19 protein-coding genes are annotated in these 22,413 nt (G+C 45.0%); 4 read left to right on the forward strand and 15 right to left on the reverse strand.

All coding sequences use genetic code 11. The features are described 5' to 3' along the window. Positions 1-376 precede the first annotated feature (376 nt). From MHB64_RS26920 to xylA, 4 genes are all read right to left on the reverse strand, one after another. Complete coding sequence (locus MHB64_RS26920) at positions 377-1,918, reverse strand: response regulator transcription factor (RefSeq protein ID WP_341135758.1); 1,542 nt, start codon at positions 1,916-1,918, stop codon at positions 377-379. Further along, positions 1,915-3,702: a sensor histidine kinase gene (locus tag MHB64_RS26925; RefSeq protein ID WP_094870985.1), complete on the reverse strand. Its 1,788-nt coding sequence runs from the start codon at positions 3,700-3,702 to the stop codon at positions 1,915-1,917. The genes MHB64_RS26920 and MHB64_RS26925 overlap by 4 nt, the downstream gene beginning before the upstream one ends. 182 nt (positions 3,703-3,884) lie before the next feature. Next, positions 3,885-5,381 (reverse strand): xylulokinase, encoded by a 1,497-nt coding sequence (gene xylB / locus MHB64_RS26930; protein ID WP_280787926.1) that lies wholly within the window; start codon positions 5,379-5,381, stop codon positions 3,885-3,887. Positions 5,382-5,782: 401 nt separating this feature from the next. Further along, positions 5,783-7,099 carry a xylose isomerase gene (xylA, locus tag MHB64_RS26935; protein ID WP_094870989.1) on the reverse strand — a complete coding sequence of 439 codons (1,317 nt, stop codon included), beginning with the start codon at positions 7,097-7,099 and terminating at the stop codon, positions 5,783-5,785. Positions 7,100-7,474: 375 nt separating this feature from the next. On the opposite strand from xylA, the gene MHB64_RS26940 reads away from it, so the two are divergent. Together MHB64_RS26940 and MHB64_RS26945 are read left to right on the forward strand one after the other, a co-directional pair. Next, on the forward strand, positions 7,475-8,635 hold the full coding sequence (locus tag MHB64_RS26940; RefSeq protein ID WP_341135759.1) for an ROK family transcriptional regulator: 1,161 nt from the start codon (positions 7,475-7,477) through the stop codon (positions 8,633-8,635). Positions 8,636-8,846: 211 nt separating this feature from the next. Continuing rightward, positions 8,847-9,047, forward strand: coding sequence for a hypothetical protein (locus MHB64_RS26945; protein ID WP_094870992.1), 201 nt, complete (start codon positions 8,847-8,849; stop codon positions 9,045-9,047). A 146-nt stretch (positions 9,048-9,193) separates the two neighbouring features. Here MHB64_RS26945 and MHB64_RS26950 read toward each other — a convergent pair whose 3' ends face one another. The 7 genes from MHB64_RS26950 to deoC form a co-directional block, all read right to left on the reverse strand. Then, positions 9,194-9,427, reverse strand: a complete 234-nt coding sequence (locus MHB64_RS26950; protein WP_094870993.1) for a glutaredoxin family protein — start codon at positions 9,425-9,427, stop codon at positions 9,194-9,196. Positions 9,428-9,495: 68 nt separating this feature from the next. Then, positions 9,496-10,437 carry a thioredoxin-disulfide reductase gene (trxB, locus tag MHB64_RS26955; RefSeq protein WP_042191901.1) on the reverse strand — a complete coding sequence of 314 codons (942 nt, stop codon included), beginning with the start codon at positions 10,435-10,437 and terminating at the stop codon, positions 9,496-9,498. A gap of 156 nt (positions 10,438-10,593) precedes the next feature. Further along, positions 10,594-12,558, reverse strand: coding sequence for a heavy metal translocating P-type ATPase (locus tag MHB64_RS26960; protein WP_341135760.1), 1,965 nt, complete (start codon positions 12,556-12,558; stop codon positions 10,594-10,596). Between the two features lie 441 nt (positions 12,559-12,999). Then, positions 13,000-13,305 (reverse strand): hypothetical protein, encoded by a 306-nt coding sequence (locus MHB64_RS26965; protein ID WP_341135761.1) that lies wholly within the window; start codon positions 13,303-13,305, stop codon positions 13,000-13,002. A gap of 323 nt (positions 13,306-13,628) precedes the next feature. Continuing rightward, positions 13,629-14,705, reverse strand: coding sequence for a hypothetical protein (locus MHB64_RS26970; RefSeq protein WP_341135762.1), 1,077 nt, complete (start codon positions 14,703-14,705; stop codon positions 13,629-13,631). 211 nt (positions 14,706-14,916) lie between these two features. Further along, positions 14,917-16,209, reverse strand: coding sequence for a homocysteine synthase (locus MHB64_RS26975; protein ID WP_094871001.1), 1,293 nt, complete (start codon positions 16,207-16,209; stop codon positions 14,917-14,919). A 318-nt stretch (positions 16,210-16,527) separates the two neighbouring features. Continuing rightward, positions 16,528-17,205, reverse strand: a complete 678-nt coding sequence (gene deoC / locus MHB64_RS26980) for a deoxyribose-phosphate aldolase (RefSeq protein ID WP_283909115.1) — start codon at positions 17,203-17,205, stop codon at positions 16,528-16,530. Positions 17,206-17,526: 321 nt separating this feature from the next. Here deoC and MHB64_RS26985 point away from each other — a divergent pair, with 321 nt between their 5' ends. Further along, positions 17,527-17,868 (forward strand): hypothetical protein, encoded by a 342-nt coding sequence (locus MHB64_RS26985; RefSeq protein ID WP_094871005.1) that lies wholly within the window; start codon positions 17,527-17,529, stop codon positions 17,866-17,868. A 10-nt stretch (positions 17,869-17,878) separates the two neighbouring features. Beyond that, a complete protein-coding gene (locus tag MHB64_RS26990; RefSeq protein ID WP_256989859.1) occupies positions 17,879-18,871 on the forward strand; it encodes a ketoacyl-ACP synthase III in 993 nt (330 codons plus the stop codon). Between the two features lie 66 nt (positions 18,872-18,937). Here MHB64_RS26990 and MHB64_RS26995 read toward each other — a convergent pair whose 3' ends face one another. From MHB64_RS26995 to MHB64_RS27010, 4 genes are all read right to left on the reverse strand, one after another. Then, entirely contained in the window at positions 18,938-19,771 is an 834-nt protein-coding gene (locus tag MHB64_RS26995; RefSeq protein WP_256989860.1) for a prohibitin family protein, read from the reverse strand. Positions 19,772-19,876: 105 nt separating this feature from the next. Further along, a complete protein-coding gene (locus tag MHB64_RS27000; RefSeq protein ID WP_341135763.1) occupies positions 19,877-20,650 on the reverse strand; it encodes a hypothetical protein in 774 nt (257 codons plus the stop codon). Between the two features lie 188 nt (positions 20,651-20,838). Further along, positions 20,839-21,837, reverse strand: coding sequence for an LLM class flavin-dependent oxidoreductase (locus MHB64_RS27005; protein WP_341135764.1), 999 nt, complete (start codon positions 21,835-21,837; stop codon positions 20,839-20,841). A 21-nt stretch (positions 21,838-21,858) separates the two neighbouring features. After that, on the reverse strand, positions 21,859-22,341 hold the full coding sequence (locus MHB64_RS27010) for an Rrf2 family transcriptional regulator (protein WP_341135765.1): 483 nt from the start codon (positions 22,339-22,341) through the stop codon (positions 21,859-21,861). Positions 22,342-22,413: the final 72 nt, after the last annotated feature.

Genomic DNA, 22,413 nt, shown 5'->3' on the forward strand with positions numbered 1-22,413 from the left:
TGGAAACACTCAGCTGGATGTTAGTCGCTACGCGGAATATTTGGACTTCCGATCGCTGTTATCCTCAGATTTCCTGATATGAACCGCTTCTCGCGGTAGAAATCCGAGGATAAAGGCGAGCGCTCCGCTTCTACAGTTCCAAATATTCCTCTTCACTCCTTTTCCAGCAGATTTCATTGAACCGAAATCAAAAGAAAATGCATTATATCTCCGCCTGCATAAGCTTAACCAGGTATCTATTTAACTGCATTAATACTTCACCACGTACAATTGGTGGGAGTAGGGAAAACAAAAAAAGACCCGTGGACTGAAGTTCAGAAAACCAACTGAACTCAGCCACGGGTATAACAGACAAGACAAGAACACCACACCATCCTTAGATACTTTTTCGATAAGAAGTTGGTGAGATTCCTACATATTTACGGAACTTAGCGTTGAAATAATCAGGGTTCATATACCCTACCTTCTCGGCCACCTCGTATACTTTCATCCCTTGCGTCAGAAATTCCTTAGCCTTCTCAATCCGCACTTTGTCCACGTACGTATTAAAGTATTCCCCCGTCGTGTTCTTGAACATTTTGCCTAGATAAGCGCTGTTGTAACAAAACAACTCGGACAAGGTCTCTAGCTTTAGGTTTTCATTGTAGCGGCGGTTGATTATTTCTATGATCTTCTTTATTTCATTTCCACGCCCACTGGTCATCTGACCCGCAATTTCTTCGAGAAATGAGACAGCTTGATCCTGAAGATCAGATATATAATAACTTTGATATAACTCCCCTATTGGAGGGGAATGCTCTGCTGCATAGCTACGTATTTCCGGATACGTAGGCTCCAGACGGGCCAGCACAGTACTAAGGAGTCTCACAAAGGTCTCTTTAATTCGCAATTCGTCGCTGCCTGCAGATACAAGCTCAGCACAGATGGTCTGCACGATCGGTCGGATCGCACCAAGACTTCCTGTCTCTACCGCAAGCAGCAGACGACTCTCTGTCTCTTGCGCGTCTTCACTCTCCTCTTTCATCTCCACCAGAAACCCTGAAGGATCTGCACTGATGATGATCCCTTTCTTGAAGAAGAAGGCGCGTCTTATTAGTTCACGTGCTGAATTAAACGATTCTCCCGCCATTTCAGGCCGAGGTACTACTCCCCCCGTTACTGCAATGAAGTCGTAACCCTTTGGTTCTATCACTGCAGATAACCCCTCATATAATTCTTCCCGTTTGCTTGTGCTCTGGTCCGGATCCTTCATGAGAATACCCAAATACTGGGATAGCGTAAAGAAAGAAGCATTAGGATGATTACTAAAATACTGTTCCATTACTATTTTGATTCCCCGGAGATCCTCATCATTTGCACCAGCTGTTTTTCTTAACGCAATGAGAATGACTTCATAATTCCCCTGATCGAGTCCTAGCGCATCCGCATGTCTGCTAAGGTCCTCCTCCAGTTCTTCCTCTGAAGTTGGCTGCAGAAGCGCACGAAGTAAAGTTTCCCTATTGCGAGCGGGCTCCTCCTCATTCCAGTCACTGAACCGCTGCTCCTGCTCGATCGTTTCATGTAGCTGTTCCAGACATACGATCATCTCATCCTCATCCACTGGCTTCAGCAAATAACCGTCAATCCGATAACCAATCGCCCGCTTAGCATATTCAAAATCCGCATGACCACTTAGAATAAGCACATGACTTTCTGAGCCTTCTTTTCGAAGCTCACTAATCATTTCTAGACCATCCATTCCAGGCATACGAATATCAGCAACGATCAGCTCCGGGTAGAAGGTATGATACTTTTCAAGTGCTTGCAAGCCATTAGCTGCTGTAGCTACCACCGTATAACCGAGTCTCTCCCATGGGATTAGACTCCGTAGTCCTTCCCGCAGCTTCGGCTCATCATCGACAATCATCACTTTTATCATAGATTGTTGTCCTCCATTGGTATGCAGAAGAAAATAACCGTTCCTACATTAGGTTTACTCTCAATCGTTAGCCCATACTCTGCGCCATAAGATAGTTTTAGCCGGTCATGGACATTACGAAGGCCAATTCGCTCACCTTCACGCTCTTCCTGGCGCTCAAGGGTATTCTGTAATTCCTCCAGCTTAATTGGAGATATCCCCACTCCATTATCTGTAATCGTAAATTTAGCATGATCTCCAACTTGTATAACTTCCACCGTCACAAATGCTCCCTCCATCGTATTATCCAGTCCATGGATTACTGCGTTCTCGACAAGCGGCTGAATAAGGAGTGGAGGCATGTAAAGGGTTTCAACGGCAGGGTCTACGGTAAATTGATATTTCAACCTCTCCTCATAACGGAATTGCTGAATATCCAAGTAACAGCGTACCACTTCTAATTCCTGACTAAGCAAAACTTTACTTCGTCCTACCTCCAGGCTACTGCGCATCATTTTACCCAAAAGACGTACTACGCGAGCAATTTCCACTTGCCCTTTCATGTGAGCTTCCATTCGAATTGCTTCTAGTGCATTGAACAAGAAATGCGGGTTAATCTGGCTTGCCAGCATTTTGAATCGTATATCATTCTGTTTCTGTTCTAAAAGACGGTTCTGAGCATTGGATTCCTGTACCTCATACATCAAATCATTAACGCTACGCACCATGGAATTGAATTGACGAGCTAACAGGGCGATTTCATCCTTGCCATCAATTTTTAATGTCGTATCAAAATCTCCGGTACTGACTCGGTTAATATGTCTGCTTAAATGCAGCAATCGTCGTGAGAACAACGAAGAGAAGCTATATATAATTAAAAAGGCTAGAAGAACACTTATCGCAACTACAGTAATCGAAAGCTTAATCACTTGATTGGGTTCTTTCACAATACTTTCAATGGAAAAGACAGATATAATTCGTAGTGCATTTCGGCTAGATTGTGGTTTAAGCTCCTCGATCACAATTTTGGAGGCTTCACCATCTACTACTGCTTCATAGCTTCCACTCCCCTGGCCCAAGAGCTTGGTGTCAAAAGAAACATCCGCTAGCTTTTTACCTGTTCGATCTTTCCGGTTCGCTGCAATGATATTGTCCTGATCATCGACGATCATCGTATCGAAAGACTCCTGGCTTAGTATGGATGCAAGCTGCTGACTGTTCACATTAATAACGAGAACACCGATTTTGCTGGAGCCCTCCAGCTCGATTTTGCGAACAAGACTTAAATAATTCCGCTTATCACGCTCATCTTCGATATATTCCCAACCGACAAAGCTATCGTACCGCTGTGCTCTCTGATACCACTCACTCTCCTTAATTGCAGGAGAAGGATTGATCAGCTCCCAGTTGTTAAGCAGCGTCGCATTGTCAGTGTATAAACGAATGTTAGATATATCTTTATACAACCTAAGGTACTCACGCATATCCGAGTAATCGCGGTAAGCTTCCACCACATCATAAGTGCTAACATACTGACGAATGGCAAGTCTTTTTAACCGTGCATCATTACTCAATCGATATGCAATATCTTGAGATACACCGATGACTTCCTCCGTTCTTTTTTTTACCCGATCTACGTTGATTGAAGCTTGTTCCAGTGCGCTCTGAAACGCCATGGTTCTCATCTCAAACGTAAGATACCCGCCTACCAGTAATACCGGAAGTAACGTGGTGAGTAAAAAAGCAAGCAACAGCTTATTGCGGATTTTGATGTCATTCAACAGCCTAACCATCCATTGGAACATGGCCTTCCGCCCCCCGAAACCTTCACTACCTCATGCAGAGCTTATCTCTGCCTAGAGATACCCATACTTTACAGAAGAAAAATAAGTACGGCAACAACTTCATGTTCATAAAAAGGTCCTCCGCCATATGCGAAAGACCTTTTTTATCAGACATATCAAGCATAAACCTTCGGCGTCCTTATTTATTGGCGGTATGCTGCCAGCTTGTTATTCAGTTCACGGGTCTGACCGTAGACTTCCTGATAGAGGTTAAATAAGCCGTCATAGATTGCCGCTTGCTTCGGATCTGGTTTATATACATCCGCAGGACGGATGAAAGCTTCTGCACATGCACTAAGAGAAGTGAACCAGCCGCTACCGTAAGCTGCCAACATCGCTGCTCCCATAGCCGGACCTTGCTCACTTTCAAGCTTCACGATGGATGCATTGAAAATATCTGCTTGCATCTGGAGCCAGGCCTCATTCTTAGCCCCGCCACCGATCGCAATGATTTCTGTAATCTCTTTGCCTGAATCACGTACAATCTCGATAGATTCACGTAGCGAAAAGGTAATGCCTTCTAATACGGAACGTGTAAAATGAGTCAAAGTATGCCCTGAATCCATACCAATAAAGCTTCCACGAATATTCGCATCTGGATGAGGTGTACGTTCCCCTACGATATAAGGTGTAAAGAGCAGTCCGCCGCTACCCGCTGGAATGGAGGACACTCCACTTAGCAATTCATCAAAGCTCTTGTCCGCCGCAAAGGTTTCTTTGAACCATGTAAGGCTATGCCCAGCCGCTAGAGTAACGCCCATAATATAGTAGGCATCCTTTTCACCATGGTTGAAGAAATGGACTTTGCCTTCGAGGTTTAAATCTTTATTGCTCTCATAGGAAAGGACCACACCCGATGTACCAATACTGCACATCGTCCGTCCTTCACCAAGGACACCCGCTCCGAGTGCGCCGCATGCATTATCCGCGCCACCAGCAAATACCTTTGTGGATGATAAAAGACCTGATGCTTCCGCAATATCCGGCAATAACGTTCCTGTCTGTTCAAAGGACTCTACCAGTCTAGGACAAAGGGAAATCGGCAGTTCAAAAGCTTCAGCAATTTCAGCACTCCAAGTTTTAGAACCTACATCTAATAGAAGCGTTCCTGCAGCATCGGAATAATCCATCGCATAATCACCGGTCAACCGGAGACGCACATAGTCTTTGGGCAACAGGAACTGGTGCGCTTGTGATAATACCTCAGGTTCATTCTCTTGTACCCATAGAATTTTAGGGAGTGTGAAGCCTTCCAGCGCACGGTTTCTAGCAACCTCAATAAGCTTTGCTCCGAGCGTCTTCTCTATTCTTCTGCACTGTGCAGTAGTACGTGTATCATTCCAAAGAATGGCCGGACGAAGCACTTGTCCGTCCTTATCGACCAGAACTAATCCGTGCATTTGCCCGGAGAAGCTAAGACCGTCAACTTGTGATGGGTCTATGCCTGATACTTCAATCAAGCGACGAAGACTGACTAGCGTGCCTTTTACCCAGTCCTCAGGATTTTGTTCGCTCCAGTTTGGCTGTGGTCTGCTTAGCGGGTAGGACTCGGAATGCTCAAAAGCCACCTTGCCTTGTGGGTCCACTAAAACAGTCTTCACTGCGCTAGTGCCCAAATCTACACCTATAACGTATTTCATTTTTGACCTCCTAAAAGTTTTGTGAGCATAGGCTTCATTGAATTACTTCGAACAAAACTCACTTCGTAAGCATCGGCTTTAGTTTTGTGAGCATAGGCTTCATTGAATTACTTCGAACAAAACTCGCTTCGTAAGCATCGGCTTTAGTTTTGTGAGCATAGGCTTCATTGAATTACTTCGAACAAAACTCGCTTCGTAAGCATCCGCTTAGATTTATGAGCGCTTACTACGTTGAACTACATCGAATAAAACTCGCTTCGTAAGCATCCACTTAGTTTTGTGAGCGTTTCTAGAATTTCTTTGAACAAAAAGGGGACTGCCGAAGAATGCTCTCTTCAGCAACCCCCGTTGCATTTGTTCATAATGCGCTCAAGGCGTATGCCTTAAGCTCCCTATAAGCACTACTCAGCCAAGATGTATTGGTTAAGTGTAGCTCTCAGGTATTCTTGACGTCCGGATTGGTTAGGACGTGGGTTCTCATTGTTCAAAGCATATTCAGCCAAAGAAGCCAGAGTTGCTTTGCCGGACACGATATCCGCACCAACACCTTCATTGAAGCTGCTGTAGCGTTTGTCGACGAAATCTTCGAATACGCGGTCTTCGATCAATTTAGCAGCTACTTTCAAGCCTTTTGCATAAGTATCCATACCCGCGATATGTGCTAAGAACAGATCCTCAGGCTCGAAGGAAGGACGACGTACTTTAGAGTCAAAGTTGATTCCGCCTTTGCCAAGACCATCATTCTTGAGTACTTCATACAGTGTGAGTGTTGCATCGTAGATGTTCACTGGGAATTCATCAGTATCCCATCCGAGCAATGTATCCCCTTGGTTGGCATCAAGCGATCCAAGCATGCCGTTGATACGAGCTACACGAAGCTCATGTTCAAAGGTATGACCTGCAAGTGTAGCATGGTTAGCTTCTAGGTTCAGCTTGAAGTGCTTGTCGAGGTTGTATTTTTGTAAGAATGAGATCGTTGTTGCTGCATCAAAATCATATTGATGTTTCGTAGGCTCTTTTGGTTTAGGCTCGATCAGGAATTGACCGTCAAAGCCGATTTCCTTAGCGTAATCTACAGCCATGCTGAACAGACGAGCAATGTTGTCTTGTTCAAGACCCATATCTGTATTCAGCAATTCTTCGTAACCTTCACGACCGCCCCAGAATACATAGTTGCTAGCGCCCAGACGTTTACCTACTTCCAAACCTTTCTTCACTTGTGCTGCTGCGTGTGCAAAAACATCAGCATTAGGTGTAGAACCTGCACCGTGCATGTAACGTGGGTTAGTGAACATATTAGCTGTATTCCACAACAATTTCTTGCCGGAAGTCTTCATGCCTTGTTCTAGGATATCAACGATAGTGTCGATGTTGCTATAGAATTCACGCAAAGATGCGCCTTCAGGTGCGATATCTACATCATGGAAGCAGAAGTAAGGCAGATCCATCTTGTCCATAAATTCAAATGATGCTTCAGCGCGAGCCTTAGCTTTGTCCAGACCGTTCAATTTGTTCCAGCTGCGAATTGCTGTTTCAGCGCCAAACGGATCAGAACCGCCAGCAGTTAATGTATGCCAATAAGCCATTGCAAATTTCAGATGCTCTTCCATAGTTTTGCCGGCTACGACTTCTTTAGGATTGTAGAATTTAAATGCGAAAGGGTTGGTGGAACGGCTTCCCTCGTAAGAGATTTTGTTCACTGTCTCAAAATAAGCCATTGTGTAATCCTCCTCAATTTGTGCTTCGCCCGCAAGCGTTTACAGGATCATCTTAACACATCTTTTGGACTTTGTATATTGGTTAAACAAAGTTTTGAAAAGTTTTTTATATCCATTTTTTTGACCCTATCTAGCCTCCTCTCTCCGCTTCCCAAATATAGGAGAGCCCTGTTGGAAAATTCCCTCTAGACGCTATGTATTGCAATTTCCAGCACATCACTCTAGACTAAGTGGCATACAACAAATGGGAACAATGCCAAGCTAAAACGCCTTTAGCGTCCTTTTAAGGACGGTAAGCGTTTATGCGAGAATTATAAGGAGAAAGTATACCGTGAAGCTTATACTTTCTTATAATTTAAGAAGGATGTGTGATTTGTGAAGGTTACTGGAGACCAAGCACTGGTCAAAAAAATAAATAAATCGATTGTACTACATACCATTCGAAGACACTCTCCACTCTCGCGCGCGAAGGTCTCAGAGATGACCGGACTGAATAAAGCTACTGTGTCCAATCTGGTAGCCGAGCTGTGCACGCAAGAATTGGTAACTGAATTCGGACCTGGGGAATCAAGCGGTGGCCGCAAACCATTAATGCTGCATTTCAACACGATGGCTGGTAGTGTAATCGGCATAGAATTGCGGGTAAAGCAACTAACAGCGGTCTTATGTGATCTGAGCGGGGGCATTCTTTACGAAAGCGATTTCCCCTTAGAAAACCATGATTTCCCTTACGTTCTGGAACAAATGAAAAAACTTATCTCAAGCTTGATTATCAACGCTCCAGAATCCCCTTACGGCATCGTCGGTATCGGAGTAGGTGTCCCCGGCATGGTGGATGAAAATGGTGTTGTACTCTTCGCTCCCAACCTTGGCTGGGAAATGGTCGAGCTGCGAGCGATACTGGAAGCTGAATTTTCCGTTCCTGTCACCATTGATAACGAAGCGAACGCAGGTGCACAGGGTGAACTCAACTTTGGTGCGGCACGAGAGGTAAGGCATCTCCTTTACATCAGTGCGGGATCAGGGATTGGATCTGGAATTATTATTGGTGGAGAGCTATACAAGGGTGCAAGAGGATATGCCGGCGAAACCGGACATATGACGATTGAAGCACAAGGCAAGCCTTGCAGTTGCGGGAGTCGTGGCTGTTGGGAGTTATATGCTTCTGAGAGAACTTATGATAATCCCGATCTCTCCCTCCCTGCACATACTACGCCAGAGCTGGTTCGATATGCAGCCAGCGGGCAAGAAGACGCTCTGCATCACTTCTCAACGATGGGCGAATATCTCGGTATCGGGGTGACCAATCTAATCAATAGCTTCAATCCCGAGCTTATTGTGATTGGTGGGGCATTGTCTGAGGCTGAAGAATGGCTAGGCGAACCGCTGCGCCGGGTTGTAGCTGAGCGTACTCTTCCTTACCATAAGCAGCAACTCGAAATTACATTCTCTAAGCTCGGCAGCCGTGGAACGATGATCGGCGCAGGTTTCTCTGCTGTTATGCATTTCCTGGGCGACATTCGAGTGACGCTATAGTCCATAACGGTAGGTGTTTTATGTGAGAAATATAAGAATAATTTATAGCGTGGAACATATACATTCTTATATTTTGAAATAATTGACGTAAAATTGACGCATTTGAGTGAATCAAAAGTGCAGTAAAAGGAACAGAAATCCTATATAATAAAGGTCAAGCTAGTGTGACATTTATCACTACAACCCCTTTTTTGAAATGGAGAGCGAGTCCATGACCTATGTTGATACGTCTGATATCTCGGCACAGATGTTCATCACTGTGTTGCTTTTTCTGCTCATTATTGCCCCTTTGATCAGCCTCGGTGTGCTCCGTTTTTTTCAAGCTAAAAAGAAATCAGGATTTATTCTTATTGGCAGCGGGGTTGCTGTATACGCGCTATTTCAGATCATTACATCTTTCACTCAAACCTAAATTCTACTTCTAGATCTACTTTCATAAAAATAGTCTGCGCACAGATGCGTCAGACTATTTTTTATATGCTAAAAGCTCACAACAAAAAAGACCGCCTCCTGACCGGAAGCGGTCTTTTACAATTCCCTTGCGGAAATCTTATTTAATTAAACAGTTGAAAGTGCTTTGTCGAACTGCGTTTTGTTCATGCCAACAATTTTATGCTCACCGATTACAGTTACAGGAATAGCTCTCACGCCCATGTCCCATACTTGCTGCGCAAAATCATCGCTCTGCTCGACATTGCGTTCTTCGTAGGACACGCCTTTTTCGCTTAAAAAGCTCTTCACCTGACGGCAATGCGGGCAATTTGTTGAGGTATATACAATTACTTTCTCCATGATATGACCTCCTATAAAAGATATACAGTGATGATATCAATGTAGCATTGAAGGCTTTTCAAACCCAATTATAGAATGACTGCACTGTGCTCCAAGCTTTCGATATATTTCTCAGCATCCATAGCTGCCATACATCCACTACCTGCTGCAGTAATCGCTTGTCTGTAACGAGTATCCTGCACATCACCACATGCGAAGACGCCTGGGATATTAGTTTCGGAAGTGCCTGGGTTCGTCATGATATAGCCATCCGCATTGGTTGTGATTTGTCCACCTAAGAAAGAGGTATTAGGATGGTGACCAATCGCAACAAACACACCGCTTGCTTCGATGATTTCTTCTTCTCCAGTCTCATTGTTAAGCACTTTTAGTCCATTGACGCCTCTTTCGCTCGAAGTCACTTCCAAAGGAGTACGGTTCAAGTTCCAGTCTACTTTAACATTTGCGCGTACACGATCCTGCATGATCTTCGAAGCACGCAATTCTCCACGACGGTGTACCAAAGTCACTTTGGAAGCAAAACGAGTCAAGAAACCCGCTTCCTCAAGTGCCGAATCTCCACCGCCAACAACCACGATTTCTTTATTACGGAAGAAAAATCCATCACAGGTAGCGCAAGTGCTAACACCACGTCCCACGTTATCTTGCTCCCCTGGGATACCGAGGTATTTTGCTGTAGCGCCTGTGGAAATGATCAATGTATCTGTAGTAAGAACACCCATTCCTTCAACATTCAGCTTAAAAGGACGCTCTCCAAGTTCTACACTGTTCACCCAGCCCGTACGGAATTCCGCACCAAAACGTTCAGCTTGTTTACGCATATTATCCATCAAGTCAGGGCCCATGATTCCTTCAGGAAATCCAGGGAAATTCTCCACTTCTGTAGTTGTGGTTAATTGTCCACCGGGTTGGGGTCCTTCGATTACTAGTGGGTTCAAATTGGCACGAGCCAAATAGATAGCGGCGGTTAATCCTGCCGGTCCAGTACCAACAATTATTGATTTATACATATCTATGTCCTCCTTGAGCTAAACGGCAATGACGTCGCTTCTTATTTAAAATAATTATAATGTAGTGTTAATTATGATAACTGAAAGCAAATATGTCAATATGCCAGACTCCCTCGTTTCAAAACTATTTTGTGAACAATTTAATTTTAAGAAATATTATCTCAATAACCTTAGTCCATTTAGAATCACTAATATTGTACTGCCTTCATGACCTATCACGCCAAAAGGAAGGGCGATCCCCTGCACAAAGTTACTAATCATAAGCACTGCAATCACAGTCACAGCAAAGATCATATTTTGTTTCACAATACGCTGCGAACGACGTGCCAATGATATCGTGGAAGCAATCTCTTCTATATTATCATTCATCAGCACTACATCGGCTATTTCGAGCGCTGCTCCGCTCCCTTTCATCCCCATCCCCATGCCTACGGTGGCTGTCGCCAAAGCCGGTGCATCATTTACACCATCACCTACCATAACGACGTGACCATACTTTTCACGCAATGCCTTGATATGCTTCACTTTATCCTCCGGCAATAGATCGGCAAATACCATATCTACGCCAGTTGTACCTGCAATAACCTGAGCCGTAGCCTCACGATCTCCGGTAAGCATTGCTACTTTAATCCCAAGCTCCTGCAGCTTCCGCACTGCGGCTTCTGCTTGTGGACGAACCGTATCCTGCAAGGCAATCATTCCTGCAATTTGCTCACCATCCAGCATGATGGAGACCGTCTTTCCTTCTTCAGCCAACTGCTGCCGCTTAAGTTTCCAATGTTCTACTTCAGGATTCATAGCAGATGGAGCCAGCTCATCAAGCAAATTAGACTTCCCGATTCTCCAGAGATGTCCATCGATTTGGCCTTCGATCCCCCAGCCTGTGATGGTCTTACTGTCCTCCACTCCCCGTAACTCCAGCCCTTCCTCTTGCGCTTTACGTACAATCGCTTCCGCCAGTGGATGACGAGACATATGCTCAATGGATGCGCTAACCGTTAGCAACTCGTGCCGACTGTAGCCTTCACCTGCAATAAAATCAGTTACCTGAGGAGTTCCCTCTGTAAGCGTCCCTGTCTTATCGAATGCCACAACCGTTGTACGTGCCATATTTTCCAAATGGACCCCGCCTTTAAACAGAACCCCTTTTCGCGCACTTTTGGAGATGGCTGACAGCATCGCCGGCATTATGGAAGAGACCAAAGCGCAAGGTGATGCTACTACTAGAAAGACCATCGCTTTATAGAAAGTTGCGCTCCAGCTCCAGTCCAGCAAAAACGGTGGAAGTATAATCAGTGCCACTGTCGAGGCAACGACAACCCGTGCATAGATGGCTTCTAGTCTTTTAATAAAACGCTGCGAGTTTGGAACTTCCGTTTCTGCCTCTTCTACCATTTTGATGATTTTAGCAAAAAGGGTATTCTCAGCTGCTTTCGTTACCTCAATATAAAGGGGACCTTCTCCATTCACAGTGCCTGCAAAAACTTCGCTACCAGCACGTTTCTCTACAGGAACCGATTCTCCCGTAATGGAAGCTTGATCTACTGCCGATTCTCCCCCATATACTTTACCGTCTGCAGGAATCAAATCTCCCGGGCGCACAAGCAACAGATCTCCGATCACCAGCTGGTCGATATTGACCTCATTCATACTTCCTTTTTCAATACGCATAGCCGTGGCCGGCTTGAGTGCCATCAGCGAGGAAATATCCTTTTTACTACGTTCCATCGTATAGCTCTCTAATGCTCCACTGAGAGCAAAAATGAAAATAAGCATAGCCCCTTCATTCCAGTACCCAATAGAGGCTGCGCCCAATGCGGCTGCAATCATTAATAGGTTCACATCAAGATCTCGCTCTTTGACGAGCGTTTCTACGCCTTCCTTTGCCTTGTTCCAGCCACCAATCGTATAAGAAATGACATAGAGCGCTATGGAAAGAATTTCTGACCAACCACCAACTGACCAAGCAAAAAGCATAAGCAGTCCGCTGCCCAGAGCAGCCTGCATTTCAGAATTGCTGAGCATGGCACGCGGATCGAACCGACGCTTTGGAGCGCCTGGCTTCTTCATACTGCCAGAGATAGATGACTGCTTGGGTAAATGTTTTGATGTTGCTTGCATAATAATCGCCGTCCTTTAAAGTTTTGTGAAGCTTAACTTCATTTGATTTCTCTTCGAAACAAAACTCTCTTCGTAAGCTTACGCTTTGTTTTGTGTAGCTTAGCTTCATGTGACTTTTCTTCGTAACAAAACTTGCTTCGTGAGCATACGCTTTGTTTTATGGAGTTTTGCTTCTGCCAAATGAGAATGAGAGCCATTATTAAGACCCCTAAAATGACACATGCTGCCCCGGCTTAGCCGGGACAGCATGATTGATAACTATGGGTAGTGAGAATGATAATCATTGTTGCAATAGTACAACTATATTTCCTTAGTGCAACTTATATTTTAATCATACCATCAGAAATGAAAAAGTAAAGCCTATCTATTCAACTAACCCAAGAGGTCTGACCGCCGTTATGGGCCAAGCACCACACGCCGGAAATCAATTTCAGCTACCCGCTAGTGGCGTATTTTTCTTAATAGCTGATCCTCAAGCTGTGCCTTCGTTTCACGGGTTTTGGACTTTTCTCCGGCGGGGAAAGAAAAAAGCTCCGCATGAAAACCGTTCTGAATCAGCTGTTCCAGTAAGGCTTGTCCATACAGCACTTCAACTTTGGAATCCGTAATTATCGCAAATTTGCTCACATTCTCTACGATTCCTTGTTTTAAGTCCTCTATTAATGAGTTAAATAAAGCTTCTCCGATCTCAATGTCGTAAGAATGGTCAACAATCTTCTTCAGGGCAACTCTAAAATTTGCGGACATGCGCAGCGCCTCTTTTCAGCAGGGTGCTAATAGATTCGATCCGCCTCTTCCATTATACTTTTTATGTAAATTAATAAGGGCCTGAAGGCAAATCGTCTGGAGCAAGACGATTTGACCCTGAAGACAGGATTTATAAATGAAACGCTCAACATGAAGAAGATCCCCCAACAATAAATTACAGTGAGCATTCAATAACGAAGAGCAGTGATCCTCTAATCATAAAGAGCAGTGATTCTCCAATAACGGCAGAATCCCTGCTCTCTTGTCTTTTTATCTTATTTAGAAGAAGAAGCGGCTTATGTGACAGCCGCTTCGTTGTTGTCCTACTGCCTTCCACCGGCGGCAGTGTCCAGTGTTTCCTGCTGCCTGGCGATCCAGATCAGACAGGCTGCTCTAAGCAGCGCTTCGGTCCGCTGGCCGGCGCTGCAAAAGATCCCGCTGAAGCCGATCTGATACAGATCGGCCAAAGCCGACGCCGCCGGAGTCCCCGCGGCGAGAACTACCGCCGCCGGCTTCACGCTCCGCACGGCGGCAAGGATCTCCCCCGCCGCCAGGGCAAAGCCCTCTGCGGCGGCCCCCTCCGGCGCGAGCTCGCTTGCTGCGCCGTCGAGCACTAGGAAATCGGCGATGCGCGCGATTTCCGCGGCGGCGGAGGGCGCCACATCGGGCGCGATCAGCGCCCCGATGCGGCACGCCGCCGCATAAGCGTGGCCGAGGGTCTGATCGGCCACGACCTCGATGAATTCGCGCTTTGCCGCGAATTCGGCTCCGCTTGCGGTGTAGGCGGCCAGCAGGTCCAGGCGGCAATCGCCGCCTTGCCGCTGGCTCTCCGCCACTGCAGTAAAAAGCGCTTCGAGCTGCGCGTCCTGAAGCGCGGTGAGCTTTGCGGGCTGCGTCGCAAGCTCCTCTGGATGCAGCAGCGTAACTGCTGCCCATCCACCATCCGGTGATTCCAGCAGCGCTGTCGTCGCTGCCTGCAATCGATAATAAATCCGCTGCAGCATTCGATTGGCCCGCAGCTCATCTTCACTGGATAACCAGTTCTCATAAAGACAGAACAATTCAGGTTCGAGCAGCCATTCCTCACTTCGTATCAGACAAGGGCCAGCTTGAACGGATCTTATTCCTTCCCTTGTTGCAGGGCGCTCTTCACGTTCTTCTCGTCCTTCACGCAGCACTAAGAAGGCCGACGGTTCCCCAGGCCGCTTAAAATAAGAACGGTTCAAAGGTTCTACGACATCCTTCTGCTCTACTCCGTTGATAAATTCTGCGGCAGCGGAGGCTACAGATCCGGCTTGGCTCATCTCCATCCCAACAGCCCGATCACTGGCCTTATACATGAACTTGAACGGGCGCTCTTCACTACTCCGAAAACCATCCTGCTGACGTTCACCCTTCATCTTCGCACCCACCCTTTATCTTTGGATTGCTGCCGGTACGCCTAGTACATAAACATCATGCCACCGACATCTTATTACCACACTTATAAATACGGGAACCTCACATGAAATATGCAAGCGTTGCCAAATCATATGAAGATTTAGCCTTATTAAATCACAAAAAAAAGGCATCGCCGCATAGCAGCAGATGCCTTCCTTGAACTTCATTGTTCTATTGTTGACTAGCGGCAATGGCCTGTTCCAGATCATAAATAATATCATCAATAGATTCCGTACCAATCGATAAGCGGAGCAATTCCGGGGTTACTCCCGCTGTGGTTTGCTCTTCTTCGGACAGCTGTGCATGTGTTGTACTTGCAGGGTGAATAATCAATGACTTGGAGTCACCGACATTCGCCAAATGCGAGAACAGCTTCACATTTTCAATCAGCTTGCGTCCCGCAGCACTTCCACCTTTAATACCGAAGGTAAGGATCGCTCCTTGACCTTTAGGTAAATACTTTTGCGCTAATTCATGAGATGGATGAGTAGGAAGTCCAGAATAACTTACCCATTCTACATCTGCATGTGCCTCCAAATATTGCGCAACCTTCAGCGCATTCTGGCTGTGACGCTCCATTCGCAAATGGAGTGTTTCTAGCCCTTGCAACAGCATCCAAGAGTTAAATGGTGAAATAGCAGCACCTAAATCGCGAAGTAATTGAACGCGGGCTTTGATAATATAAGCAATCGGTCCAACAGCTTCCGTATAAACAACGCCATGATAACTTGGGTCAGGCTCTGTAAGTCCTGGGAACTTACCGCTTGCCTTCCAGTCGAACTTACCACCGTCCACAATAATTCCACCGATGGATGTACCATGTCCTCCGATGAATTTGGTTGCCGAATGAACAACGATGTCAGCTCCATGCTCAATCGGACGCAGTAAATATGGACTTGGGAACGTATTATCCACAATGAGAGGAATTCCATGTTCATGTGCAATCGCTGCAATGGCTTCAATATCTAAGACATTCCCCTGTGGGTTACCAATGGTTTCTGCATACAAAGCTTTGGTTTTGTCATTGATCGCAGCACGGAAATTTTCTGGATTATCTGAATCCACAAAATGCACCTTAATGCCAAGCTTAGGCAGTGTTGTAGAAAAAAGATTATAAGTTCCACCGTATAGGCTTGCCGCAGATACAATTTCATCTCCAGCGCCCGCAATATTTAGAATGGAAAAAGAAATAGCCGCTGCCCCGGAAGCTGTAGCAAGTGCACCTGCTCCACCTTCTAGTGCTGCCAAGCGCTGTTCAAATACATCTGTGGTCGGATTCATCAGCCGAGTATAAATATTCCCAAATTCCTTGAGTGCAAACAGATCTGCTGCATGATCAGCATCACGGAACCCATAAGACGTGGTTTGATAAAGCGGTACAGCACGTGCGAAAGTAGTTGGATCAATTTCCTGGCCTGCATGAACAGTCAAAGTTTCAAATGACAGCTTACGGTCTTCTGACATTGGTATTTCCTCCCTTTATAAATAAGAATAGAAATCTTTAACAAATAATAATTGTACCCATTCTCTCATAAACAGCATCATTTGAAAAGAAAAAAAACTTATTATTCCGGTGTGAATTATTATATTTTGATTCATTCGAAGGGAACCCTGTCCGACAAATATCAGATAACGCTTTCAATAAAAGTCTTTAAACTAAAAAAACTTATGAAAACCTATGTAGCTAGTACAGAATGTCTATGTAATTAAAAAGAATAGCGGCGAATAAAGCTTGTCCACCTCATCTCACCGCTACCGATTCACTTATCTTTTTATCTTCTATTAGTAATTGCTTTGGCTTGTTTCTCCCTTAGCAATCGCTACACCACCGCTAGTACCAATACGGCTTGCGCCTGCTTGTACCATTACATGGGCATCTTCTGCACTACGAACACCACCAGAAGCCTTCACACCCACATTAGGTCCAACCGTTGCACGCATCAGCGCGATATCTTCCTTCGTAGCTCCACCTGTAGAGAATCCTGTGGATGTTTTTACGAAGTCTGCTCCAGCTTCAACAGAAAGCTTGCAGGCACGGACTTTTTCTTCCTCCGTTAATAAACAGGTCTCGATGATGACCTTAGTCAGTGCTTTACCGCGAGCTGCGTCTACAACTGCTGCAATATCACGTTTAACGAGCTCATCGTTACCATCTTTCAGTGCTCCGATGTTGATGACCATATCCACCTCACCCGCACCATTAGCGATTGCATTGGTGGTCTCGAATGCTTTGGTCTCTGTTGTCGAGGATCCAAGTGGGAAGCCGATAACTGTACATACTTTAACCTCAGGCGTATCCTTCAGCACTTCATGGGCAGTAGCTACCCAAGCAGGGTTTACACAGACCGAAGCAAACTTATAGGCTTTTGCTTCCTCTGCCAATTTAACGATATCTTCTTTCCGTGCATCTGCTTTAAGCAGTGTATGATCAATGATCCGCGATAGTGTAATTTCGCTCATTTTTGTCATTCCTCCATGATTTGGATAGTGAATTTTTTTCATCTCTGTAATCATACCAATAGAACTCTGCTTTGCAAAGTCGACAGGGTGATCAGAACCACTCTAACCTTGGTTAACTCATATAAATATATTTAAAGCAGGTCATTATTAACTCAATTATCTTTTCAAGTTAATTTTATACCTTCTTGTATTTTTTAAAATATAAAGGATGATCCCCCTAAACTTTCCCATTAAAAAATACGATAATACCTATATAAATAGGTTTTTTAGCCTATTTATTGAATTTTTTCTTTTATCTACTTAGGAGGAGATTGATTTAAAATGGGAAACTTTAATTTCACCTCAAACGCTACAGCCCAAAAACTGAATGTACAAGTGGAAGGTTCTATGTCCACTGAGGACGCCGGGCGCTTCATTCAGGAGTACAATCAAATTGTAAGTACATTTGACCCGGCACAATACGAGATCATTTTAGATTGCAAGACATTAAACGTATCCTCGCCGGACACTCTTCCTATGCTTGAGCAATGCTACATACTGTATAAAGAATCAGGATTTAAAAAAGTAACCTTTATTATTGCCAAAAGCCCTGTCTTAAAAATGCAGCTAAGCCGAGTAGCACGGGCAACGAAATTAGAAAATTACGAAATTATTGAAGCATAGGAGGTTTCATTTGGGACATATAACCATCCGCCAAGCCGCTTATTACCATCCGGAGCATGTCGTATCTAATGATTATTATCTGGAGCATTTCCAGAGTATGGGCAAGGACATCAAGCGATTCCTAGAAGTCATGGGTCGTGACCGGAGGTACATCGTAAAGGAAAAGGATGAAAATGCCCTAACGATGGGACTAAAGGCCGCCCAAAAAGCGCTACAAGAAGCCAATTTACAAGGTGAAGATATGGATATGATCATGTTCGCTTCACAGACACCGGAATATACCTACCCTACCAATGCACTCCTGCTGCACCGTATGCTTCAAGGTAAACATCGGACCATTACGCAAGATTCCAATGCCAACTGTGCAGGAATGGTGTCTGCCGTGGAGCAGACAAGTCGTTATATGCAGGCTAATCCTAGCATCCGGTATGCGCTCGTCGTGGGAAGCGACTATAGCTCGGTGAACTGCAATACGGATGATGAAATTACTTACCCTAACTTCGGGGATGCCGCAGCAGCTGTCATTCTGGAGCGAAGTAGCGAGCAATCAGGCTTCATTGACTCCCTTTATTACACTGATTCTGAGGGATCTGAGAATATTATGTTCCCTGCTTGCGGTTTATCGAATATTTATCATGAGGACATTACACCGGAGCAAATCCGGATACGCTGGACACCCTTTGACGGTACAGTTTGTGTAAATGCGGCGGTTGCAGACATGAAGGAGCTTCTCTCAAGAAACGGCCTGACTACAGATGATATCTCTGCCTTCTGCCTTTCACAATTCTCTCTCAAAAATATCGAACTTATCCAAGAGGGTCTAGGACTAACTAATGAGAAATTCATCTATGTAGGTGACGAGTTCGGGTATACAGCTACAAGCAGTCCTTTTATCGCCTTTCAACGCGGCATCGAAGACGGACGAATCAAACGTGGCGATTATGTCTTCTTCTGGTCGGTTGGCGCGGGTTGGCAAATTCCTACAATGCTTTATCAATATTAATAGTAAAAAGAGCTCTTCTTCTATTGAAGGAGGGCTCTTCTATATTTTCATAATTTCAATCAAAATTTATTTAGTCAGGGATTGAATATCTACAAATGGAGTGGCTCCCCCTGTTACAGACGGCAGCACGCCATTCCATTTTTCTAACGCTTTCTCTTGGACCTCTATTTGCTTCAGCTGCACCAGCTCAGGAGTAACCTCTTGCTTCTTAAGTCTTAAGGATTCAGCCTCTGCTTGCGCCTGGGCGATTTTTTGCTTCGCTTCAATCTCGATCCGCCGGAGATCATTTTCAGCCTTCAGCGCCTGCTGCTGAGCGACCTGCTTCGCTTCAATCGACTGATTGAACGCCTCCGAGAATTTAAAGTTAACAATGTTAATATCGTTGACGATCAGGTCATATTTTGCCAGCCTAGCAGTTAAATGCTCACTGATCTCACTCGACACTACATCACGACGTGTAATCAGGTCCTCTGCTGGATATTTTGCCGTCACTTCCTTGACGATTTCCTGAATAGCCGGATTAATAATTACATTATCAAAATTACCTCCGATATTGTTCATCAGATTAAAGGCGGAAGCCTTATTTACGGAATAGTTCACCGCCACATGTGTGGATACGGGCTGAAGATCTTTTGAAGAGGCGGATGTATCGGTCTCCGCTTTCGTTACCTGCGTATTGACTTGAATCACCGTCTGAATAAACGGAACTTTAAAATGAATGCCAGGTGACAACGTATTGTCATTTAATTTACCAAAGGTTTTGTACAAACCTACATGCCCATATTCCACAGATACAAAAGAGTTCGCGCCAATCAACAATACAATGAGCACTGCTGCAACACCGCTAACTATTTTTCCCGGACGCAGCTGTTTCAATTTCGGATTCATTTGCATATTCATCCAATACCCCTCCTAGATTATGGATAATCATTTAAGCTTAATCGTCTATACGGAGTTTTGAGGGAATTGGTCGCAGGAAATATTTCAGCAGCAGTAGTCATGGCGTTACCGCTCTGGGATCAGTCCTTCTAGGGTCAATCGGAATCTTTTGCTCTGCTTGTCCCCGATATCAGAAGCTTCATATATTCCTTCATCTGTTAGCACCACGGAGTCCGCCTTCAAAGCATCATTAACGTAAGTTACCTCAGCGTGATCAACATTCCAGCGGTAAATGTAGGCACTCATCGGATTTCCATGTGCAGCTACACTCTCTATAGAGCCATCCCCATCAACATCCAGCTCTTTGGAATGTCCGGTATCTATTTGCAGCAAACCCAAGGGGTTACCGCTCTCGTCGATTAAATAATAGTTACTGAGCGAGTTATTTGCTCCTAGTCCTCCGGTGATTTTCAACACCTTTTCGTTAAACAGCCGCACCACTTCTACCATGATATCCTCCGGTTGACGATAATTATAAGTTCCTATCGCCCCTAGACTGTATTGTCCTTGGGATGTAGAAATTCCGGCATACACATAGTCTTCGTCACTAGCCATCGTATACACACTCACTTGGATTCCTCCGAAATCATCCAGCTTCTTCTCTGTAATCAAAGTAGCGCCTGTGGGTGGAGCACTAAGTTGAGAGACTACGGGGATTATATCCACCAGCTTCCACTCCAGCTTTATGAGGTTAGCAGCGGTGTCTGTTGGCTTCGGTCTTGAGGTGTGGTAGCCCTTAGCCGGTTGAAGGGGGGATGGGTCAACCTGATGTTGGCAGCCTGCCAGCAAATTAATTAGAAGCAAGGCTGTCAGCGTAACGGATTTATGTAAAGGAAACATCTCTTGGTCACTTCCTATCCTCTTTTTTAAATTTAATCTTTCATTAATCAAAGATGAAGTTAGAATTTCAAATGTTACTTTTAGGAGGCGGTAGGGTTAATTTATTGTCTTTTGAGGGTATGTATCGATCAAAAAGCTAAATTGGCATACAAAAAACCCGCATCAAATGCGGGTTTGAGAGGAAAGAATCAAGAGCCTAGCAGTTCACGCGCCAACAGTCGATAAACCTCTAGACGTTTCACCTGCGAATGCGGAATGCTGCATATCATTGCTTCTTGGAATCCATAGTGTGCTTGTTCTTCTTGCAAACGTACAGCGATGTCTTTAACCGCACCAACCAAATGAATCTTGCGCCCTTCTTTGATTGACATCCGGTCAATTTCCGATAACGAAATGTTCTGAGCTTCTTCTGGTGTCAGCACCTGAGTAATCCGGCCCTTACTCATCATCAACCGAAAAATATCCTGCGGTAATGCTTCATACTCAGCTTCTTCCTTCGTTTCTGCTGTGGTCACCATATAGGATACACTGATCTCTGGTTTGTCCATAAAGATAGAAGGCTGGTAGTTATTCCGATAATGGTCCAAGATCTCATTACTCATCGCACCATTAAAAAATTGTGCGAAGGAGTATCCGACTCCCATTTGTGCAGCTTTTCGCGCACTATTGCCACTTGAGCCTAACAACCATACTTCAGGAAGCGCCACCTTCGTTGGAGCAGCGAGATTTTTGGCATATAGCTCATCTTCCGGAATCTGATCACTAAGCAGCTGCATAGTAATGCCAAGCTTGTCATACATATTATGCAGCATTAACTCGCGGCCTTCAGACAAAGCGTACATGGCGCTTGTATCGCCACCCGGAGCTCGCCCTACACCAAAATCAATTCTTCCCGGGGAAAAAGCACTTAACGTTTTAAATACTTCCGCCAGCTTAAGCGGAGAATAATGCATCATCATTACACCGCCGGTGCCGATTCGAATACGGTTGGTTTTGGCGGCTAAACGGGCAGCCGTTACTTCCGGAGCTGAGCTAGCAAATGTATTTCCGCCATGGTGCTCTGCCATCCACATTCTGCTATATCCCAGCTCATCTGCTAAAATAGCCAGTTCTTCTGCTTTATTCAAGGCACCTTCCGCAGTGTTACCGCTTGTCACGGGTGCCTGATCCAATATGCTTAATCTCATGCGAATACATCCCTTCTTTGGTTAGATGACTATTTTATTGCTGACCCATTCCTCTAAGGCTGCAATCTTATCTTTAAAGCGTTCACCACGCATTTCCTCCGACAACGAAGCAATGGTCTCCCGCTTTAATACAGCTTTCCAAGAGGATTCAGCTTCCTCCATCAGATTCGTTAACAGGCAGCAGCTATCTTCTTTTTCTAAATCCAACATGTCTACCAAAATACCATTGGATGAGTACAGCGACTGCTGGCCTTCCACTGCAAGGTAAACGTCATATACACGAATATCTTCAGGTCTTTTCTTTAATTTAAAGCCACCTTTAATGCCGGGAACAGACGTGATGATGTCTGCGGTTACCAGCTTTCTTAACAGTTTTTGAAAATAGGTCGCCGATGCTCCGAGCTGTTGGCTAATCGCTTCTCCAGGCAGCACCGCCTTGTCCGGCAGCATGTTAAGCAGAACCAGTGCGTACACCGACTGTTCTACCCCTGTTTTCATATGCATGTATAGCACCTCGATTTACGTAAATAGCTTGATTAAAAATGTAGATAGTACCGTCCGCGTATAAAGCGGATA

The organism is Paenibacillus sp. FSL K6-2859, assembly GCF_038008265.1.
GTDB lineage: Bacteria > Bacillota > Bacilli > Paenibacillales > Paenibacillaceae > Paenibacillus_AQ > Paenibacillus_AQ nitricinens.